This is a genomic window from Bacillus sp. ES1-5 (assembly GCF_022487605.1).
Lineage (GTDB): Bacteria > Bacillota > Bacilli > Bacillales > Bacillaceae_G > Bacillus_A > Bacillus_A wiedmannii.
Genome location: NZ_JAKVPU010000005.1, coordinates 326,754 through 348,160, shown reverse-complemented (window position 1 = coordinate 348,160; position 21,407 = coordinate 326,754). Strand labels below are relative to the sequence as shown.

The 21,407-nt window shown below is 35.7% G+C and carries 14 protein-coding genes and 1 other annotated feature; of the genes, 4 read left to right on the top strand and 10 right to left on the bottom strand.

The features are described 5' to 3' along the window. Positions 1 to 18: 18 nt before the first annotated feature. From MKO96_RS18615 to MKO96_RS18600, 4 genes are all read right to left on the bottom strand, one after another. Complete coding sequence (locus MKO96_RS18615) at positions 19 to 1,200, bottom strand: NupC/NupG family nucleoside CNT transporter (RefSeq protein WP_000706845.1); 1,182 nt, start codon at positions 1,198 to 1,200, stop codon at positions 19 to 21. Positions 1,201 to 1,871: 671 nt separating this feature from the next. After that, positions 1,872 to 3,053 (bottom strand): NupC/NupG family nucleoside CNT transporter, encoded by a 1,182-nt coding sequence (locus MKO96_RS18610; RefSeq protein WP_000673848.1) that lies wholly within the window; start codon positions 3,051 to 3,053, stop codon positions 1,872 to 1,874. Between the two features lie 365 nt (positions 3,054 to 3,418). Beyond that, the gene (locus MKO96_RS18605; RefSeq protein ID WP_240588323.1) at positions 3,419 to 4,861 is read right to left on the bottom strand and encodes an alanine/glycine:cation symporter family protein; all 1,443 of its coding nucleotides are present in this window, start codon (positions 4,859 to 4,861) and stop codon (positions 3,419 to 3,421) included. Positions 4,862 to 5,193: 332 nt separating this feature from the next. Continuing rightward, complete coding sequence (locus MKO96_RS18600; protein WP_240588322.1) at positions 5,194 to 6,624, bottom strand: alanine/glycine:cation symporter family protein; 1,431 nt, start codon at positions 6,622 to 6,624, stop codon at positions 5,194 to 5,196. A 299-nt stretch (positions 6,625 to 6,923) separates the two neighbouring features. On the opposite strand from MKO96_RS18600, the gene MKO96_RS18595 reads away from it, so the two are divergent. Continuing rightward, complete coding sequence (locus tag MKO96_RS18595; RefSeq protein ID WP_240588321.1) at positions 6,924 to 7,562, top strand: NAD(P)-dependent oxidoreductase; 639 nt, start codon at positions 6,924 to 6,926, stop codon at positions 7,560 to 7,562. Between the two features lie 41 nt (positions 7,563 to 7,603). Here the strand turns inward: MKO96_RS18595 and MKO96_RS18590 are convergent, their stop codons facing one another. The 4 genes from MKO96_RS18590 to MKO96_RS18575 all read right to left on the bottom strand — a co-directional run bounded on the left by MKO96_RS18590 (position 7,604) and on the right by MKO96_RS18575 (position 15,606). Beyond that, positions 7,604 to 12,016 carry a putative mucin/carbohydrate-binding domain-containing protein gene (locus tag MKO96_RS18590; RefSeq protein ID WP_240588320.1) on the bottom strand — a complete coding sequence of 1,471 codons (4,413 nt, stop codon included), beginning with the start codon at positions 12,014 to 12,016 and terminating at the stop codon, positions 7,604 to 7,606. A gap of 537 nt (positions 12,017 to 12,553) precedes the next feature. After that, positions 12,554 to 13,474 carry a thioester domain-containing protein gene (locus tag MKO96_RS18585; protein WP_240588319.1) on the bottom strand — a complete coding sequence of 307 codons (921 nt, stop codon included), beginning with the start codon at positions 13,472 to 13,474 and terminating at the stop codon, positions 12,554 to 12,556. 112 nt (positions 13,475 to 13,586) lie between these two features. Continuing rightward, positions 13,587 to 14,426, bottom strand: a complete 840-nt coding sequence (locus MKO96_RS18580; RefSeq protein WP_048528200.1) for an aldo/keto reductase — start codon at positions 14,424 to 14,426, stop codon at positions 13,587 to 13,589. A 16-nt stretch (positions 14,427 to 14,442) separates the two neighbouring features. Beyond that, entirely contained in the window at positions 14,443 to 15,606 is a 1,164-nt protein-coding gene (locus MKO96_RS18575; protein WP_240588387.1) for an MFS transporter, read from the bottom strand. A gap of 366 nt (positions 15,607 to 15,972) precedes the next feature. Between MKO96_RS18575 and MKO96_RS18570 the strand changes: the two genes are divergently transcribed. The 3 genes from MKO96_RS18570 to MKO96_RS18560 all read left to right on the top strand — a co-directional run bounded on the left by MKO96_RS18570 (position 15,973) and on the right by MKO96_RS18560 (position 18,414). Then, the gene (locus tag MKO96_RS18570) at positions 15,973 to 16,320 is read left to right on the top strand and encodes a winged helix-turn-helix transcriptional regulator (RefSeq protein ID WP_240588318.1); all 348 of its coding nucleotides are present in this window, start codon (positions 15,973 to 15,975) and stop codon (positions 16,318 to 16,320) included. Between the two features lie 430 nt (positions 16,321 to 16,750). Beyond that, entirely contained in the window at positions 16,751 to 17,191 is a 441-nt protein-coding gene (locus MKO96_RS18565) for a DUF1641 domain-containing protein (RefSeq protein WP_001115312.1), read from the top strand. 44 nt (positions 17,192 to 17,235) lie between these two features. Continuing rightward, complete coding sequence (locus tag MKO96_RS18560) at positions 17,236 to 18,414, top strand: NAD(P)/FAD-dependent oxidoreductase (protein ID WP_240588317.1); 1,179 nt, start codon at positions 17,236 to 17,238, stop codon at positions 18,412 to 18,414. A gap of 197 nt (positions 18,415 to 18,611) precedes the next feature. Here MKO96_RS18560 and tyrS read toward each other — a convergent pair whose 3' ends face one another. Then, positions 18,612 to 19,871 carry a tyrosine--tRNA ligase gene (tyrS, locus tag MKO96_RS18555; protein ID WP_076541687.1) on the bottom strand — a complete coding sequence of 420 codons (1,260 nt, stop codon included), beginning with the start codon at positions 19,869 to 19,871 and terminating at the stop codon, positions 18,612 to 18,614. A gap of 52 nt (positions 19,872 to 19,923) precedes the next feature. Further along, positions 19,924 to 20,139 (bottom strand) — a binding site (T-box leader). 97 nt (positions 20,140 to 20,236) lie between these two features. Next, positions 20,237 to 21,154 (bottom strand): UDP-N-acetylmuramate dehydrogenase, encoded by a 918-nt coding sequence (gene murB / locus MKO96_RS18550; RefSeq protein WP_240588316.1) that lies wholly within the window; start codon positions 21,152 to 21,154, stop codon positions 20,237 to 20,239. Positions 21,155 to 21,407: the final 253 nt, after the last annotated feature.

The following is a 21,407-nucleotide window of genomic DNA, read 5'->3' as shown; positions in this document are numbered from 1 at the left end:
CGACTTCGTTTGTTTTTATTAAAGCATAACCCCAACGATAATCGCTGATAATATACTTACTAACGTTGCACCGTATACAAGTTTTAATCCGAATGAAGATACAACGTTTGCTTGTTTACCATCGATACTCTTCGTTGCACCTGCGATAATTCCGATTGATGAGAAGTTCGCAAATGATACAAGGAAGATAGATAAAATACCTACTGTACGAGCTGATAAATCACCAGCTACTTTTCCAAGATCAAGCATTGCAACGAATTCGTTCGTTACTAATTTCGTTGCCATAATTTGTCCTGCTGTTAGCATCTCTGATGTTGGAATACCCATTACGAATGCTAATGGTGAGAAGACATATCCTAAAATGCTTTGGAATGTGATTCCGAAAATTGAATCGAATACACCGTTAATTGCTGTAATTAATGCTACGAAACCGATTAACATCGCCGCTACTGTTACAGCGATAGAGAAACCAAGCATAATATATTCGCCTAACATTTCAAAGAATGTTTGTTTTTTATCTTCTTGTAATTCTAAAATATCGTCTTCTTCTTTCACTTCATATGGATTAATAATATGAACGATAATGAATCCACTAAATAAGTTTAATACAAGTGCTGTTACTACATATTTTGGATCAATCATTTTCATGTAAGAACCGACGATTGACATCGATACTGTTGACATAGAAGATGCACAAAGTGTGTATAAACGATTTTTCGGTAATTTGCTTAGTTGATCTTTTACTGTAATGAATACTTCACCTTGACCAACAATTGCAGCTGCTACTGCATTATATGATTCTAGTTTTCCTAAGCCGTTAATTTTACTTAATAGGAAACCGACTGCACGGATGATAATCGGTAAAACTTTAATATGTTGTAAGATCCCGATTAATACTGCTAAGAAAATAATTGGTAATAATACTGTTAAGAAGAATGGTGCTTGTCCATCGTTCGCTAAACCACCAAATACGAAATTAACCCCTGCTTCCGCAAATTTTAAAATAGCGCCAAACCCATCTGCAATCCCTTTTACTAATACAAATCCGATCTTTGTATTTAGTAAGAAATACGCAAGTACCAATTGAATGACAAGCATAAGTGCAATTGGTTTATATTTAATTTTCTTACGATCTGAACTGATAAGGAACCCTAGTACAAATACTACAAGTAAACCGACTAGAAACATTACGATCTTCATATGTGAATCCTCCACTTCTCCCACGAGTTATTGGTCGTATAACGTATAACGAATGACGTCTGACCATTGTTGTTAAAAAAATTTAAAACCCCTAAATACTATTCAACTGTTAACTAAAATCAGTAAGCGTTTACATAAATTGCAATTTATTAAAGGTAGCCTCTTCTCTCCTACCATACTTGAAAGTCTGAAATTGATACCACCTACAAATCAAATTGTAAGCGTTATCTAATCAGAATGCAATATAAATTTTAACGAATTTACCGGAAAAATTCTCCTTCCAGAGACGCGTGAAGGAGAATTCTTTCGGTTTAGCATAGCCAAAAACTTTTGATAAACTAGCTACATGAAGTTCTTTGATAACTTGATATAGAAGGTTGCAGGAAGAAAATAGCGTGCGAAAACCAAACCATTCGGTTCCTGCGTAAAATATCAACCGTATATAGGGAGCTTCCAAAAGTTGGACAGCTAGGGGTGGAATGTCCCGAAGTAACGCTCAGGGAGATGAAAGATTACTTTCGTCATGGAACTGAGAAGCTCCCACTTCAAGCTTTACTAAGTGGCGAGTAGTTCACAAGATTTTTATATGTTAATATATTCCTAATAAATTAGATTTTTCATGCAAATTTACCATAAAAAATAGCCCTAGCTACGAGCTAGGACCACCCTTTTTATAACATAACACCAACGATAATCGCTGATAGAATACTTACTAATGTCGCACCGTACACAAGACGTAGACCGAATGATGATACAACATTTGATTGGTTTTCATCGATACCTTTCGTTGCACCTGCGATAATTCCAATTGATGAGAAGTTCGCAAATGATACAAGGAATACAGAAAGAATACCAACTGTACGAGCTGATAAATCACCAGCTACTTTTCCAAGATCCAGCATCGCAACAAATTCGTTTGATACTAATTTTGTTGCCATAATTTGTCCCGCTGTTACCATCTCCGCTTGCGGGATACCCATTACGAATGCTAATGGTGAGAAAATATATCCTAAAATAGCTTGGAATGTAATACCGAACATTGAATCAAACAAGCTATTAATTGCTGTAATTAATGCTACGAAACCAAGTAACATTGCCGCTACTGTGATTGCAATCGTGAAACCAAGCATAATATATTCACTTAGCATTTCAAAGAATGACTGTTTTTTCTTATTTTCTAATTTTAGTGTATCTTCTTCTTCTGTAATATCGTACGGGTTAATAATATGAATAATAATGAAACCACTAAATAAATTTAATACAAGTGCTGTTACTACATATTTCGGTTCGATCATTTTCATATAAGAACCTACGATTGACATTGATACTGTCGACATGGAAGATGCACATAATGTATATAAACGATGTTTTGGGATTTTACTTAATTGATCTTTTACTGTAATAAATACTTCCGCTTGCCCAACAATGGCAGCTGCTACTGCGTTATATGATTCTAGTTTTCCTAGACCATTTACTTTACTTAGCGCAGTACCAATAGCACGAATAAATATCGGTAAAATCTTAAAGTGTTGCAGAATTCCGATTAAAACGGCAAAGAATACGATTGGTAATAACGCTGTTAAGAAGAATGAAACCTCTCCTTTATTAACAAGACCGCCAAATACGAAAACGATTCCAGCTTCCGCATATCCAAGAAGCGCGCCAAATCCATCTGAAATTCCTTTTACTAAAATATAACCAACTTGCGTGTTTAATAAGAAATAACTTAACGCTAGCTGAATAACAAGCATAATTGCGATTGGTTTATACTTAATCTTCTTTCGATCGGCACTTATAAGAAAACCGAGTACAAATACAACGAGCAATCCTACAAGAAACATAACAAACTTCATTAATAAAATCCTCCATTTAACTCTTCATTAACGTTGAACGTCTGACCACTTGAAATAAGAAATAATCCGAACTTTCCATTTCTCCTCTAAAACCTTCAATCGGATAGGAAAGATCATAAAACCTCTTGTTTCAAAGGCATTTTCCATTCTAACATAAATCACAACTCATATCCGCACTTTCCTTAAAAAAATTACATTTTATTATAAAACGTTCATGAATGTTCGTCTTTTATATTATATAGCGAAACTTTAATCAGTATCATCCCCACTGATTATTAGCCCGTATCAATCGAGAGTTTTACTGTTCACAAATAGCAGGATAAAACAAAAAAATGAGCATCAAGTTTCACTTGATGCTCACCTCATTATACTGCTTTTTCTTTATCAACTACTGCTGGCTTATCCCAGCACTCTGTATTGTTCAAACCTGGAATAGACTCCGCATAGAATACTGGATCTTTTCCTTGTTTCTTTTGCTTAACGTAATCTGATAATGCCGCAAAAGCATACTTAGAAAGGAATACGATCGCAACTAAGTTAATAACAGCCATAATCCCCATAAATAAATCTGCTAAATCCCAAACGATTTGAATTGTTGCTACAGATCCTAAAACAACCATACCAAGTACAGCAATGCGGTATGCATTTAATAACACTTTACTTCCATTTAAGAATTCAATATTCGTTTCACCATAGTAGTAGTTACCAACTAATGAACTAAATGCAAACAAGAAGATTGCAACTGCAACAAATATAGAAGCCCACGGTCCGATATGTTGACTTAATGCTTGTTGCGTTAATTGAATTCCGTTTAAATCAGCGGCTCCAGGCACATCTGATAATAAAATGATAAATGCTGTACAACTACAAATTAATAATGTATCTGTAAATACCCCTAAAGTTTGAATGAAACCTTGTTTAACTGGGTGCGTTACGTTTGCAGTCGCAGCTGCGTTCGGCGCACTACCCATACCTGCTTCATTTGAGAATAACCCACGTTTTACCCCTAGTAAAATCGCAGCTCCTAATCCCCCACCTACTACTTCTTTAATTCCGAAAGCATGTAAGAAAATTTCTTTAAATACATATGGAATTGCCGTAATGTTTGTTACAACAACGAATAATGCCACTGCTACATATATAATTGCCATTACTGGAACAATCATTTCAACCGCACGTGCAATACGTTTTACTCCGCCGAAGATAATGATTGCAAGTAAACCAGCCATAAACAGACCTACAAACTTACCATCTGTGTTAAATGCTCCATCAAAAGCCGCCGCTACTGTGTTTGACTGCACGGCGTTGAAAATTAATCCGAAACTAACTGTTATTAGAACAGAGAAGACAACTCCTAGCCAGCGTTTCTTTAAACCCTTTTCCATATAATACGCTGGACCACCACGGAATGCATTCCCATCTTTTACTTTATAAATTTGCGCTAATGTGCTCTCTACAAATGCAGAAGCACCCCCAATTACCGCGATTAACCACATCCAAAATACTGCTCCTGGTCCACCTGCTGAGATTGCGATAGCTACACCAGCTAAGTTACCAGTACCTACACGAGAAGCTGTACTCATGCAAAAAGCTTGGAACGATGATACACCGCTCTTCTCTTTTTGAGCTTTCCTCGTTTTCGAACTTGCCCCATCCCCAAGCAAACGAATCATTTCACCGAAGTAACGAACTTGGACAAATTTCACACGAAATGAAAAGTAAAGTCCTAACCCAATTAACATCGCAATAATGACATATGACCAAAGGACATTATTTACATCCCCAATTACCTTAGTTAAAAAATCCATAATTGCATTGCCCCCTCTTCCTAACAATAAGAAAATTATATTCTAAAAACTTTTAGTAATCAAGAACTTTATGTTAGGTTTTATAACATGAGTACGTTAAACTTCTTAACATATGTGTTTTTTCACGTAAAAATATAACCAGTACGTGCATTTATCCAATACTCAATCACTCATCCCATTCGACCAGTCATACTTTTAAGACAGTGCGTTCTCTACAAATAACGAGAATAATGAACAAACAAAATTATATTAATAATTCCCTCTCACCCTTTTCATCATTTACTACAACAAAAAAGACGAGCATCGAATTCATCTCGATGCTCGCCTTTTCATTACACTGCTTTTTCTTTATCCGTTACCACTGGCTTATCCCAACACTCTGTATTCGTTAAACCCGGAATAGAATCTGCACTGAAGACTGGATCTTTTCCTTGTTTCTTTTGCCTTACATAGTCTGCCAAAGCAGCATATGCAAATCGGCCAAGAAGTGTAATCGCGATTAAGTTTGTGATTACCATTAGTCCCATAAATAAATCCGCCATATTCCATACAACTTGAAGTGTGGCAACAGAACCGAATAATACCATTCCCACTACCGCAATACGGTAAATCGTTAACCAAGTTTTACTTTGTTTAATGAATTCAATGTTCGTTTCACCATAATAGTAGTTTCCTAGAAGTGAACTGAAAGCGAATAAGAAAATAATAATCGCCAAGAAGCTACTTGCCCACGAACCAATTTGTGAACTTAACGCAACTTGCGTTAATTCAATACCTTCTAAATTTGTTGCTTTATATGCACCAGAACATAGTACGATAAACGCTGTTGATGTACATACTAAAAATGTATCTACTAATACTCCAATTGTTTGAATAAATCCTTGTTTTGCTGGATGCGTTACATCAGCTGTAGCTGCCGCGTTCGGCGCACTACCCATACCTGCCTCGTTCGCAAATAATCCGCGCTGAATACCATACTTCATTGCAGCACCGATACCGCCACCTACAGCTGAATCTAAACCAAATGCTCCTTTAAAAATTTCTGTAAACATATCTGGTATTAAATAATAATTTTTAATAACAACGAAAATTGCTACTGCGATATAAATAAGCGCCATTGGCGGAACGATCATTTCAGACATACGCGCGATACTTTTCACGCCACCAAAAATAATAACCGCAACTAATACTGCTAATACAATCCCAACAACGTAACGCTCAATACCAAAAGCGTTTTTAAATGCTAATGTCACTGTATTTGCTTGTACGGAGTTGAAAATTAATCCGTAAGTAATTGTAATTAGAATAGAGAACCAAATTCCCATCCAACGTTTATTTAAACCTTTTTCCATATAATAAGCAGGACCACCACGGAAGCCACTACCATCTTTTACTTTATAAATTTGCGCAAGCGTACTCTCCACGAAGCTCGAAGACGCACCGATAATCGCAATCACCCACATCCAAAATACAGCTCCAGGTCCTCCCATTGAAATAGCTAACGCTACCCCAGCTAAGTTCCCAATACCAATACGAGCTGCTGAACTCATACAAAATGCTTGGAAAGAAGATACACTACCTTTTTTACGCGTCTTTCCAGTTAATCCATCACTCATTAGTCGAACCATTTCCCCTAAATGAGTAATTTGTACGAATTTCAATTTAATAGAAAAATAAAGACCTAAACCAATTAACATTGCAATAAGAATATATGACCAAAGAATTGTATTCGTTGATGAAACAAATTGCTCTAAAATATTCATACAATTAACCCCTCCTTTTCTCCATAAAACGAATTATATTTAAAAAACATTTAAAAATCAACATTTTTCGACAATTTGCAATTTCCAAATATTAGCCAGACACGAAGTAACAATATCTTTATGACTCTCCTCCCTCTAACTGTGCATACTAAACAAAAAGTAAATCTACAAACTACCCCATTGACAAAAACACTAACCTGTAACTATAATGATTACATCAGGTTGTAACAAACCTAATTACAACAAATTCATTTACTTTCAGATATACACTTTAACAAAACATTTTGGAGGGATTTATTATGAAAATCGGAATCATCGGAGCAACTGGTAAAGCAGGAAGTCGTATTTTAAAAGAAGCATTAGATCGCGGACATGAAGTAACTGCAATCGTAAGAAATGCTGCAAAAATCACAGAAGAAAATGTAAATGTTCTAGAGAAAGATGTATTCTCTCTTACATCTAATGACCTACAAGCATTTGACGTAGTTGTAAATGCATTCGGCGCTCCAGCAGGCGAAGAACACCTTCACGTAGATGCAGGAAACGCACTAATTGAAGCTATGAAAGGTGCACCTAACACAAAATTACTTGTAGTTGGCGGCGCTGGAAGCTTATTTGTAGACGAAGAGAAAACAACGCGTGTATTTGATACGCCAGGTTTCCCAAATGAATACCTTGCAACAGCTCAAAACCAAGGTAAAAACTTAGAAATTCTGCAACAAACAAACGATATTACTTGGACATTCATCAGCCCTTCTGCACTATTCGCATTAGGAAAACGTACTGGTTCTTATACAGCTGGACAAGACAATCTTCTTGTTAACGCAAAAGGCGATAGCTACGTAAGTTACGAAGACTTCGCAGTCGCAGCACTTGATGAAATTGAAAATCCAAAACACGTAAACGAACGCTTCACAGTTGTTTCTGAAGCTGAATAATAAAAAACGCGCATAGATATTGTATCTATGCGCGTTTTTTATTATAATGTTCCCTTTACTTGTTCTAATCCACTTTGAGTAACTTTAAATGAAACTTCTGTTGAAGCTAATTGCTCTTCTAATTTACTCTTTTTATACCATTTTAGACGACTCGGTTCTGCATGATACACTTTAATAACATCTCCATACTCAAATGGAGTGCCATTTACTTGTTCAGCAAAACTCTTTGAAGTCTCTTGCCCTTCTGCCGTTACATGCTTTTTCTCAGTTCCATTTTGATCATATAACGTAATTCCCATATATAATTCATTGTTAAAGTAACTATGAATTTGTTCATCTGTAGACGTTACATGTAGTTTCTTATCACCATGATTTAACGTTACAATAGAACGAACAACATCACTAAGCCCTTGATATACAATGCTATCTCCATATGTTACTTCTAAAAGAACTTCCGTCACTTTCTTATTCCCAAAACGATCTTTCGTTTCTACTTTTACTTTTTGTTCACCGATTTTTGTTGTATTCGGTTTTTCTACAAATCCGATTACTTCTCCATCTTTCACCTGAACAAAGTCTTTTGCATTTAATTTTTCAACTTCTGTTCCAATTACTACTTTTTGTGGATTTGCTTGTACTGTTTGCTCGGCTTCCGATCTTTCAAATCCGTTTTCAGTAATTTTGAAGACTAGTTCCTTTATCTCTTTATTTTTCCCTTCTCCCACATATACACCTTTTTGATACCAGTGTAAGCGTGAAGATTCAGCATGATATACTTTCACCACATCTCCATATTCAAACGCTAGTCCGTTTACTTCCTTAGCAAAAGCTTCTGTACTCTCCAGGCCTTTTATCTCTATATTTTTCTTCTCTTTTCCCTCTCTGTTGTACAGAGTGAATGCAAAATACTTCTCATCTCCAAAATAATCATGAATCAAATTACTCGTATCCGTCGCACTCATTTTTTTCGTATCATGATGTAACGTTACAACTGACTTCAGGTCCCCACTACTATATTTCAATCCATATACAAGTAGGCTATCTCCATACGTTACTGTTAGAGGTACTTCTGTCACTTTCTTATTCCCAAAGCGATCTTTCGTTTCTACTTTTACTTTTTGTTCACCGATTTTTGTTGTATTCAGCTTTTCTACAAAACCTACTACTTCTCCATCTTTCACCTGAACAAAGTCTTTCGCTTCTAATTTTTCAGCGTCTGTTCCGATTACTACTTTTTGTGGTACTGCTGTTACTTCTTGTTGAGCTTCCATTCTCTCGAAACCATGCTCCGTTACTTTAAAGATTACTTCATGAATACCATACTGCACATCCACTATTTCATTCTTTTTGTACACCTTAAATCTATCAAACTCTTTTTGGTATACCTTTACCATATCCCCATATTCAAACGTCATTCCGTTGAATTGTTCTGCAAATCCTTTTGTATTTTCAGATGCCTTTACTGATAGAGCTTTCTTCTCTTTTCCATTTTTATCGTATACAGTCATCCCCATATACTTCTCATCTGCAAATGAAGTATGCATTGGACCTTCTGAATCTGTTGTACTGAATTTCTTTTCTTCATGATTTAACGTGACAACCGATTTAATATTGCTTCCGCCATGCCATGTACCGAAGAACATAATGCTGTCTCCATAAATGACTTCTAACGGTACTTCCGTTACTTTCTTATTTCCAAAGCGATCTTTCGTTTCTACTTTTACTTTTTGTTCACCGATTTTTGTTGTATTTGGTTTCTCGACAAATCCAACTACTTCTCCATCTTTTACTTCAACAAAGTTTTTCACATCTAACTTCTTAATATCTGTTCCGACTACTACTTTTTGCGGTTTCGCCGTTACTTCTTGCAACATATCCATTCTCTCAAAGCCTTTTTCGGTCACTTTGAAGAATAGTTCTTTTGCCCCTTTTTTCTCGCCTTGACCAGTAAGGTTATTACCTTGGTACCATGTCAAACGATCTGGTTCTGCATGGAAGACTTTCACAACATCCCCATATTCAAACTGCATTCCATTCACTTGCTCTGCAAAATTCTTTGAAGTTTCTTGCCCTTCTGCTGTTACATGTTTTTTCTCTTTTCCTTTTTGATCATATAAAGTAATTCCCATATATTGTTCTTTATCAAAATATTTATGAATTTGTTCATTCATATCAGTCGCATGTAATTTCTTTTCATCATGCTTTAACGTTACCACTGAAGCAATATCATTGTTATATCCCACATATGCGATACTATCTCCATAAATCACTTCTAACGATACTTCCGTCACTTGCTTATTTCCGAAACGATCCTTCGTTTCCACTTTTACTGTTTGTTTTCCGATTTTTGTTGTAATTGGTTTTTCTACAAAACCGATTACTTCTCCATCTTTTACTTCAACAAAGTTTTTTGCTTCTAGCTTTTCTACTTCTGTTCCGACTACTACTTGTTGTGGTTTTGCTGTTACTTCTTGCAATGATTTTAATCTTTCAAATCCATTTTCAGTAACTTCGAAGAACAGTTCCTTTATTTCTTTATTTTTTCCTTCTCCCACATATACGTCTTTTTGGTACCAATGTAAGCGAAAAGATTCCGCATGGTATACTTTCACCACATCTCCGTACTCAAATGAAAGTCCATTTACTTCCTTAGCAAAAGCTTTCGTATTCTCCAAGCCTTTTACCGTTACATTTTTCTTCTCTCTTCCTTCTTTATCGTACAGTGTGAACTCAAAATACTTTTCATCTTTAAAGTAATCGTGAATTAAATTTTTTGTATCTGTTGCACTAAATTTTTTCGTACCATGATGTAGAGTTACGGTTGACTTCAAGTCTCCCTCACCGGTATAGTTCAATCCATATACAAGTAGGCTATCTCCATATCCAACATTCACTACAACTAGAATGAAATTCTTATTTCCTTTTCCATCTACAATTTCTACTTTTACAGTTTTTTCTCCAACTTCAGGCTTATCTTGCATAATCACACCTGTTGTCTTTACACCTTCTCCTAAATTCTGTACAAGTTCTTTTGCTTTTTTCTCATCATATGTAGCACCGATTACTACATTTTGTATTTTTTCATTATTTGGCTCGCCATATGGAACTTCATATAACTCAATTTGTTTTTCACGAATTGGATTGCTGTCTGTAGATAACCAAATTTCTTTTTCTAATTTTGGTAAATTTAATTTTTCAATCTTTTCTCTCGTAGCATCATTTGCAAATAATCCCCATTTATCAAAGAAAGGAATTAAATTTTGTCCTGCCACTTTTGACGTCATATAAATAAACATCTGCTTTTTCTCTTCATCAGATTTAGGCAGTTCTGTATCATGTAACAAACGATACATTTGATGTAAATTCGGATAGAATTGATCCCCATAAGCTAAATGTAACTGCCAAAACATAACTAATTTCTCAAATACATTCATCTTCTCTTGTGCATCCGGTTTACCTAAATAAGCAAATGCAGCTTCATAGCGCCCCTCTTGCTCTAACCTTGTTTTATGCCCGAATGTAGTTTGAACTGCCAAAGAATAAATATTAACGGTTACTTCTCCAAGTCCATCCCATAACCAAGTGTCCTGTTGATGTTGATGTCCCACTTCATGCCAAGGCCCCCATCCATCATTAGTTAACTCTTCTAGATTTAGTACTGACTCTAAATTCCCTTTACTATAAGCTGTTCGATAATAAGTCGCATACATATAATTGTCCGTATACCAGTCTTCAACAAAATGAATGGAATGTTTACCTTGATTCGCAACACCCGCACCATCTTTTGATAAACCTGATATCTTATGTTCTATATTAATTATTTCATCGTGTTTCTTTAATAACGCAGCTGGATCTTCTTGTTTTAAATGTTCCGCCACAGTCTTAGGATGCATAGTTAGTAAACTATTTTTTCCTTTCATTTCGATTGCATATGGATTCGGTGATTCCTTCAACATACGTTTCCAATCTTCTGTCGTATGTTTACCTAAAATAAATAAAGGATTTGGTGTACCACCTTTTTTTACTTTAGCCACTACTTCTCCTATATTGTGATAATTATAAAAGTATAATAGTCCCCCATTTGGAGAAGAAATTTTATTTTCACCAGGATTTAAATTGAATTGTTTAGGTTCTTCTTTTTCATAAGAATATGTGCCAATATAAGCTTTAATCTGTTGATTCCCGTCTACTTGAATAACTACTTCTTCATCTGGCTTTACATAAATACCAGTTGGTTCATAAGGAGAAAAACTCATGTAACGTTGATGCAACTCACGTATCTCATCTACATCACCTTTTGGCAGCAATTTATACACTTGCTCTTCTTGTTGTTTCTCCTTATCTTCAATCGTCATCTCCGCATATACCTTAGGCACTTCAAGACCATACGGAGTTAATAACGTAGCTAAACAAACTCCAGCTACTAATACCCTACTCTTTTTCTTCTTTGACATAATCTGTGTCCCCTGTTCCTTTTTTTAGAAAGAACACCTATATATATTCATTTAATAAGAAATCCTATTATTTTTATAAAAAAATTTAATGAATAGACTAACACCTCGCGCACCTGTATCAATTACTACCGCATTCCTCTCTATTGTGTCCTCCTCACTTCTCTATATTTGTGATGAGTTCTCTTCCTACATAAAAAGAGAATAGTAAAAGATATTTTTATGTCTTGTCATCTATACATCTAAAAACGTGAATAATAATAGAAACTTACATTTTCTTCATATATGACCATCTATAGGTAGTTTTTCCAACTGAATTGTACACGCTTTACACTTTGTTTGATAGCCTTTTCAATTAGAATAATGTTACAATTTTGTGAATTTAATCTATTAATCGTAACGTTTAGATTTTATTATATTTTGTTATTTCTAAATAGTTTTCCTAACATAAAAACAGTGTTTTATCTAGTTAATAATTATCTTGGTATAACTTTAAATTTCATATATAAAAAGCATTGGTTAACACCAATGCTTTCATCCTTACCTTTTATATTGACTCGGTTTATGTGGTTCATTTGGAGTATGTGGTTTATTATTATCATGACCATTTGTTGTTTTCCAACTTACCGATAACTCCGGACTTGTTTTTTCTTCACTACGCTCAAGTAATACAACTGCATTTTGAATAGTCGGTGTCCCTTTATGTGCAATCCCTTGTAACTTTGTTAAATTCCCTAATACTTTAAAGCTAAACCCACCAGCTGGTGTTTGTTTCGGAATTAAGATGCGGAATTTTTCTCCTACATTAAATTCTGTTTTTGCTTCGCCCTTTTCGTTTACAAATTTCGCTCCCGCTGGTGCACCTGTTGCTTGTACTTTATACGTTCCACTTTTTGCATTTGTTTCTACTGTATATAAGCCTGTTTCAAAGAAATCATTTTTCAATACTGCTTGTTGTTCTTCTGCTGGTACGACACTCATCGTAATTTCTTGTAACTCTTCACTAGCACTTGCTTTTGCAACGATATCTTTTGTTACCTTTTCTACATTTTTATTACGGAAATCTAAATCATTAATATCGATTTGTTTTAACGCATTCCATACTGCAAGCTGCGTTGCATAATGTGCTTCTCTCCAATCAGAAACACCTAATTCTTGTGGACTCTTTTGTGGATATCCATTCAATAGTACACGGTACACATTAATATCCACTTTCCCCATTTCCGGTAAATCTTGACCGCTCGGAGATTTTAAATCTACATTTAAGCAAAAAGCAATTTTGCCGTCTGCCGTTTTAATAAGTTCTGTTCGAATTGGTTTCTTCTTTGACTTACTATAACTCCAATCCATTTCATACTTTGTATGGTCCATAACTTCTGCAAATGCTTTTTGAAGCGGGAATAAAACAAATATAACACTTAAAAACATAACTAAAAGTTTGAACGATTGCTTTAGATTCATGTTTACAGCCCCTTAATAACAAACTTAATACTAAGTAGTATTTAATTAGAAAATATTTTTATGCACAAAAAAAGAGTGCATAAAAGCACTCTTTTTCTTTCTTACTTTAATCTTAGAAATCGAAGTTATCAGGATCTGGACCAACGCGGTGATTTTGGTTTAATGCATCGATTTTTTCCATATCTTCTTTCGTTAACTCAAAGTTAAATACATCAGCGTTTGCAATAATACGGTGCTCTTTCGTTGATTTTGGAATTGTGATTACTCCATTTTGAAGATCCCAACGTAAAATAACTTGCGCTGTTGTTTTACCGTGTTTCTCAGCAATTGCTTGTAATGTTTCGTTATCTAATAATTGACCTTGCATTAATGGTGACCATGCTTCCATTTGAATACCTTGTTCTTTACAGAAAGCTTGTAATTCTTTTTGTGTCAAACGAGGGTGGTATTCTACTTGGTTAATCATTGGCTTGATTTCTGCATCTTTCATTACATCTTGTAAGTGATGGATTTGGAAGTTACTTACACCAATTGCACGTACACGCTCTTCTTTATAAAGTGTTTCTAGCGCTCTCCATGTATCTTTATATTTTCCTTCTACAGGCCAGTGAACAAGGAATAAGTCTAAATAATCTAGTTCTAATTTTTTTAAGCTCTCTTCATATGCTGCAATTGTTTCTTCATATCCTTGGTCTGCATTCCACACTTTTGAAGTAATGAATAAATCTTCTCTTGAAATACCAGTTGCCTCGATACCTGCACGGATTCCTTCACCTACAGCTTTTTCATTTCCGTAAATTGCAGCTGTATCGATGCTGCGGTATCCTGCTTTAATCGCTGATTTTACAGCTTCTACAAGTTCTGGTCCTTCTTCTACTTTAAATACACCTAAACCGAACCAAGGCATTTCTACACCATTATTCAATACTGCTTTACTTTGTAAATTTTTCATTTTATTTTCTCTCCTTTTATTTTACTTGATCTCGTTTTTCTAATGTCATACTCCACGCTGTTAAAAGAACAGCAGCTACTACCATAATGCCGCCTACCCAAGCAGTATGGATTAACCCTAATGAATTCGTTACAAGGCCACCTATATAAGAACCTAAAGCAATCCCTGCGTTAAATGCGGCAATGTTAATTGCTGAAGCAACATCAACCGCACTCGGAACAAAGCGCTCTGCCAATATAACTACATATACTTGTAGCCCGGGAACATTCATAAATGCGAATAGTCCCATGAAAATAATTGTGATTAATCCAGCTACTTTAAATGGCGCTGTAAATGTTAAAACAAATAATATAATCGCTTGAATCAAGAACATGTAAAATAGTGCTCGAATCGGATTATGATTCGATAATTTTCCACCGACCATATTCCCTATCGCAATGGCGATTCCATACACTAATAAAATGATAGTAACAGTACTTGCTTCAAATCCTGTTACTTCTTGTAATAGTGGTGATAAATACGTAAATGTTACGAATGTACCGCCGTATCCAAGTGCAGTAATAGTGAAAACAAGTAACAGTCTTCCATTTTTAATTAGTTTGAATTGATCACGAAACGATACAGGTACACCATTTTTCAAATTAGATGGGACCAGTATGCTGTTTGCGATAAAAGCAATAATTCCAATTACAACAATCGCCATAAATGACGCTCTCCAGCCAAATTGTTGACCAATAAACGTTCCAATTGGCACACCTGTAATAGTTGCAACTGTTAATCCAGTAAACATAATCGCAATAGCACTAGCACGTTTATTCGCTGGTACAATCGCAGCTGCAATTGTAGATCCTATCGACATAAACACACCATGTGCAAACGCAGCTACAATCCTTGCGATAATTAATATAGTGAAGCTTGTTGCTACTGCCGCAATGCCATTACCAATAATGAAAATAACCATAATCCACATTAATAATGTCTTTCTCGACATACTAGCCGTTAACGCCGTTAAAACAGGAGCTCCTACCGCTGCCCCTAACGCATATAGAGAAACAGTTAAACCTGCTGTTGTAACCGAAACATTTAAATCTTTTGAAATGGAGGGTAATAAACCGACACTAATAAACTCAGTTGTCCCAATTCCAAACGCACTAATTGCTAGTGCTAACAAAGCAAACATACTTCTTCGATTCGTCTGAACTTCCGAAGATGGCACTGTATATGAACTCAATTGAATTCCTCCTTATTACAAGAAATCCAATCATAATAGTGTGATAAAAAGGCCCTTTTATCTTCTAAAAAATATATTTAATCTCTACAAATGCTATTATGAATGGTTTCATTCTTTTTTTGAAGAACGCACTTTAAAGTACGATAGGCACTAAAAAGTAACATAGTCACTTTTCAGTACCGTACTACTCATTTGCCTCTTACATGTGCTATTATGAAACATATTTAACATGATAAAAAGTACGTACTTTAAAGTGCTATAGGTACTAAAAAGTAACATTTGTATTATTTAATACTCACACAAGGAGGGTTTCATATGAAGAAATACAATATTCCTGTAGAGGCAACTTTAGAGGTTATCGGCGGCAAATGGAAGGTTGTTATTCTTTGTCACTTAACGAAAGGTACAAAGAGAACGAGTGAACTAAAACGTTCAATGCCTGGTATTACACAAAAAATGTTAACGCAGCAATTACGTGAATTAGAAGACGACGGCGTTATTCAAAGAAAAGTATACAATCAAGTCCCACCAAAAGTAGAGTATTCTCTTACAGACTACGGTTGGTCTTTAGAATCGATTCTTGATTCTCTTTGTACTTGGGGCGAATGCCATCTTGAAAAAGAAGGTAACACTTCCATGCTAATTACAGAAGGTGCACAATAAAAAAAGGAAAAAATGAACATAAATTTGTCCATTTTTTCCTTTTTTTATTTATATATACGTACATTTCCTACCTTATCAAAATAATTTATGCGCTTTCATGCCTTGTCAGTACTACGTTATACGCTTAATATCAAATAATTAGGAATCATTTTTATGTTAACATAGGTGTATATAGTATATAATATAGGATATATATTATATACACTTTCCGATAAAGGAACTTTCCATTATGCGGACAAGCCATGTATCGGACAGTTCATAAATAATAGGTAGGACATTATGGTTTTGGATTTATGATTTCAGCTTACTTGCTGGCATAAATTTAAAGGCATTTTATTGTGCTTTGTGAAACTTTGTATAAAGTTTCGCAAACGTTTACTATCTTACCTATAAAAAATAAGAGTATTGCTATCGTAAAGGAGAATTGGAGATGCCAGAAACTATGACTCAAACAAAGCCAGAACAAGAAACTGTACAAATTTCTGCTAGCCAAGGACAACTTGATGTACTTGATCAGTTGTTAAAACCTGAGGTACAAGAATCATTAACTACACTAGTAGAACAGCTTCCAAAATTAACTGAGCTTGTTAACATTTTAACTAAGTCTTATGACTTCGCTCAAACTGTTGCTACTGATGAAGTATTAAAAAGCGACACTGTTAGTGCAATCACAGAGCTTGTAGAACCTGTAAAAGATACAGTGAAAGGCATGGCTGCAACTGCTATCGAAGCGAAAGATCGTGCTGACGAAAGCAACGAAGTTATCGGCCTGTTCGGTCTATTAAAATTACTAAAAGACCCACAAGCACAAAAAATGTTCCGCTTTGTGAACGCATACCTTCAAATTAGTGCAGAACGTAACAATAAATAAGTTAACTTATAACAACAATTAGTAAAGACGGGGGATATCATACTATGTCAAAACAAATTGTCATCTTAGGCGCTGGTTATGGCGGTCTTCTTGCCGCTTTAAACGTACGTAAATATTACAGCAAATCAGAAGCACAAGTTACAGTGATTAACCAATACCCAACACACCAAATCATCACTGAACTACACCGCCTTGCAGCTGGTAACGTTGCTGAGCAAGCAATTGCAATGCCACTTACAAAGCTTTTCAGAGGTAAAGACATTGATCTTAAAATCGCAACAGTTGAGTCATTCTCAGTTGATAGCAAAGAAATTAAACTAGCTGGCGGCACTACTTTATCTTACGATGCACTTGTAGTTGCTTTAGGAAGTAAAACTGCTTACTTCGGTATTCCAGGACTAGAAGAAAACAGCATGGTATTAAAATCTGCTGCTGATGCAAACAAAATCTACAAACACGTTGAAGACCGTATTCGTGAATACGCGAAAACGAAAAACGAAGCTGATGCTACAATCGTAATCGGTGGTGGCGGATTAACTGGCGTTGAGCTAGTTGGTGAGCTTGCTGACATTATGCCTAAACTTGCAAAAAGCCACGGCGTAAATCCAAAAGAAGTTAAACTTCTTCTTGTTGAAGCAGGTCCAAAAATCCTTCCAGTATTACCAGACCACTTAATCGAACGTGCAACTACTAGCCTAGAGGCACGCGGTGTTACATTCTTAACAGGTCTTCCTGTAACAAACGTTGCTGGCAATGAAATTGACTTAAAAGACGGTCAAAAACTTGTTGCTAACACATTCGTTTGGACAGGCGGCGTACAAGGTAACCCATTAATTGGTGAATCAGGTCTTGAAGTAAACCGTGGACGTGCAACTGTTGATGCACACCTACAATCTACTTCTCACAAAGACGTATTCGTTGCTGGAGACAGCGCTGTTGTCTTCTCTCCAGACGGTCGTCCATACCCACCAACTGCACAAATCGCTTGGCAAATGGGTGAGTTAATTGGATACAACTTATACGCAGCACTAGAAGGCAAAGCATTCGAAGAGTTCGCACCTATTAACTCTGGAACACTTGCTAGTCTAGGACGTAAAGATGCTGTTGCTACAATTGGAGCAAGCAATACTCCACTTAAAGGCTTACCAGCATCATTAATGAAAGAAGCAAGTAACGTTCGTTACTTATCACACATTAAAGGTCTATTCAGCTTAGCTTACTAATCTGAATATAAGCCCGAATCATGCCCTGCATGGTTCGGGCTATTTTTATCCGTAATATTCTCTACTTACTTATATTCGGCAAAGAATTACTATAACCCTTTTTAATTATCTAAATATACTGACTTTTTTCGCGTCGAAATTGTGTATATGAAAAGAGTGAAAGTATCTTTCTTACTTCCACTCTTCCACAAAAATTATTATCCCAATTTCACTAAGCTATAGTTCTTCTTCCCTTTACGAATAATAATAAATCGTCCATCAAATGAATTTTCTACAGTAACATCTGCACCCACATCTGTTACCTTCTCACCATTCATAGAAATAGCTCCATTATTAATATCTTCACGTGCTTGTCGTCTAGATGGTTCAATCCCTAAATCAACTAGCCATTCTACGATGTTTTTCGTCTCTTTTGAAGACTGGAATGTTGGCATCTCTTTAAAACCTTGCTCAATTTCATCAGCTGTTAACGATTTAATATCTCCGCTAAATAACGCTGCTGTAATTTTCTCAGCTTGCAGGAGTGCCTCTGCTCCATGAACGAATTTCGTCATTTCTTCCGCTAATACTTTTTGCGCTTCACGTCTATGAGGCTCTGTTTCTACCTTCGCTGCCAATTCATCAATGCGCTCTTTCGTTAAGAACGTAAAGTATTTCAAGTATTTCACTACATCACGGTCATCTGTATTCACCCAGAACTGGTAAAATTCAAACGGTGTTGTTTTGTCAGGATCAAGCCAAACCGCGCCACCTGCAGATTTACCAAACTTCGTACCATCGGATTTCAATAATAACGGAATTGTTAGTCCGAATACTTTCGCTTCGTGCCCTTCTAACTTACGAATTAAATCTAAACCACTCGTAATATTTCCCCATTGGTCACTACCACCAATTTGCAGTTGAACATCTTCTTTCGTGTATAAATGATGGAAGTCCATCGCTTGCAAAATTTGGTACGTAAATTCTGTGAAAGAAATTCCTGTATCTAAACGACTTGCTACAATATCCTTCGCTAACATGCTATTAATGCTAAAGTTCTTCCCGTAATCACGTAAAAACTCAATAATGTTTATTTCATGTGTCCAGTCGTAGTTATTTACCATCTTCACTTCGCTATTTCCGCCAAAATCAAATAGCTTTTTCATTTGCGCTGTTAACGCATCCACATTATGCTGAACTACTTCTAACGTTTGAAGTTGACGTTCTGATTGACGTCCGCTCGGATCACCAATTGTTCCTGTTGCCCCACCAATTAAAATAACTGGATGATGGCCAGCTAACTGGAATCTCTTCATCATCATAAATGGAATCAAATGTCCAATATGCATACTATCACCAGTCGGATCAACTCCGCAGTATAGTGAAATCTTTTTCTCTTCTACTAGCTTACGTAAACCTTCTTCGTCCGTCTGTTGATTCACAGCGCCGCGCCATTCTAATTCATCAATAATATTCATCTTTTGTCATCCCCTCTATTTTTTTGAAAACAAAAAGTCCCTATGTCTATGACATAGGGACGATTATTCACCGTGTTACCACCCAGTTTGTATAAATAGCATAGCTACTCATACCACTCTTAGCAATAATATCGATTGCCAATCCGCTTAGCATTACCTAAGATACTCCAGAGTGTAATTCGCAAGTTTGTTTGTGCTAGGTTCCAGCAACCCCTAGCTCTCTCGTTAACAGTGACAAACTGCTACTGGGCTCTTTCAACGTATATTATTTGTTAAATTATTAGCCATTATATTGAATTGAAAACAAATTGTCAACAATACCCAAATATTATTTTAAAATAATTCACATTTTCATACGTATTTCGTTACTCTTTATCTTCTCCAATAATCCTTACTTCTCGCTCTAACTTCACGCCAAATTTCTCTTCAACAGTCTTTTGTACAAAGTGAATTAAATCAATGTAATCTTGTGCTGTTCCGTTATCAACATTCACCATAAATCCAGCGTGTTTTAAAGAAACTTCCACTCCGCCAATTCGCTTACCTTGTAGCCCTGATTCTTGAATCAATTTACCAGCAAAGTTATTTGGTGGACGCTTAAATACACTACCACATGAAGGATATTCTAGAGGTTGTTTTGACTCACGTTTAAACGTTAAATCATCCATTTTTTCTTTAATTTCTTCACGCACACCTTCTTCAAGCTCAAATCTCGCTTCAAGAATAATGTAATGGTTGTTTGCAAATACACTCTTACGATATCCAAATTCAAATGCTTCTTTCGTTAAAGTACGTAGCTCTCCATCACCTGTCATTACGACAGCTTCTGTTAATACAAACGATACTTCACCGCCGTAAGCACCAGCATTCATATATAATGCTCCGCCAACTGAACCTGGAATACCACAAGCAAACTCAAGACCCGTTAAATTATGATCTAATGCAATACGTGATACATCAATAATTGCTGCACCACACTGTGCCACAATCGTTGTTCCTGTTACAGTCACACCTGTAATGTGAATTAAACTTACTATAATCCCGCGAATTCCACCATCTTTAATAATGACATTCGATCCATTTCCTAAAAACGTAACTGGAATATTATATTCGTTAGCATATTTGATAACTTCTTGAATTTCATCATAATTCGTCGGCGCAACGAACACATCTGCTTTTCCACCAACTTTAATATGTGTATGATTCTTTAACATTTCATCTTGTTTCACATGACCTTCAGGCAATACCGTACTTAAATATTCATAAACCTCTTGCATATTCATTTTACGATTCCTCTATTTCTATATTCTTTTTATCCCGTTATACGGGCCCATAATATCCCCACATACATGAACGAACCTACAGTGGTGGATACAGTGTACCCAAAATCAATTCGAGACACCTATAAACCTCTTAATTTATAAGAGGTGCCACTCATATTAAAATATATATTGCATAATAAAGCAACCCAAATGGGCTACTAAACTTGACATGTCATCAGAAAGACAACAATTTGTAAAATATATTACTTTTTCA